We start from the raw sequence: 619 nt of genomic DNA, 5'->3' as shown, positions 1-619 counted from the left end.
CAAACAACAGCGTTTAGAAGACAAAGAATGGAGCCGCAGTGTCAGCGCGTTAATTCGTAAGAACAAAGCCGCCACTGTTCCCGTCTTCATTCGTGGGCAGAACTCAAAACGCTTCTACATGGCAGGTAAAATCCACCCTCTTTTACGCACCTTGATGTTAGGAAGAGAGCTACTCAACAAGAGCGCAAAAACCATTGAGTTGTCCTTTGGGCAAGCAATCAAGTTTAAAGAACTCAATAACCTCAACGATGATCAGATCGTCAATTATCTGAGGCTCAACACCTACCTGCTTAACCGCGATGTAAGTACCACTCAGCAAACGGTCTCAGACAATGATCTCTTACCTATTGCGGCAGGGTTACCCATAGGCCAGTTGCTTGAAGAGCTGCACAGCTTACCGCCAGAAACCCAACAGCGTCAAAGTGGCGAGCTCGACGTGTACTGCGCCAGTGCGCAGCAGATCCCATCTCTCCTGCATGAAATTGGCCGCTTGCGAGAACATAATTTCCGTCAAGTTGGCGAAGGGACCGGACAAGCGATAGACATCGATCATTTCGATCATGATTACCTGCATCTGTTTGTGTGGGATCGTAAGAACCAATGCATGGTAGGAGCTTAC

General features: G+C 48.1%; 1 protein-coding gene. It reads left to right on the top strand.

Annotation, left to right across the window (positions count from 1 at the left end):
* A partial coding sequence (locus R7Q09_RS26685; RefSeq protein ID WP_318144014.1) for a lysophospholipid acyltransferase family protein occupies positions 1-619 on the top strand: 619 nt, incomplete at both ends.

The sequence above is a fragment of the Vibrio sp. 2130-1 genome, assembly GCF_033339515.1.
This window is presented reverse-complemented; position numbering and strand designations above follow the sequence as displayed.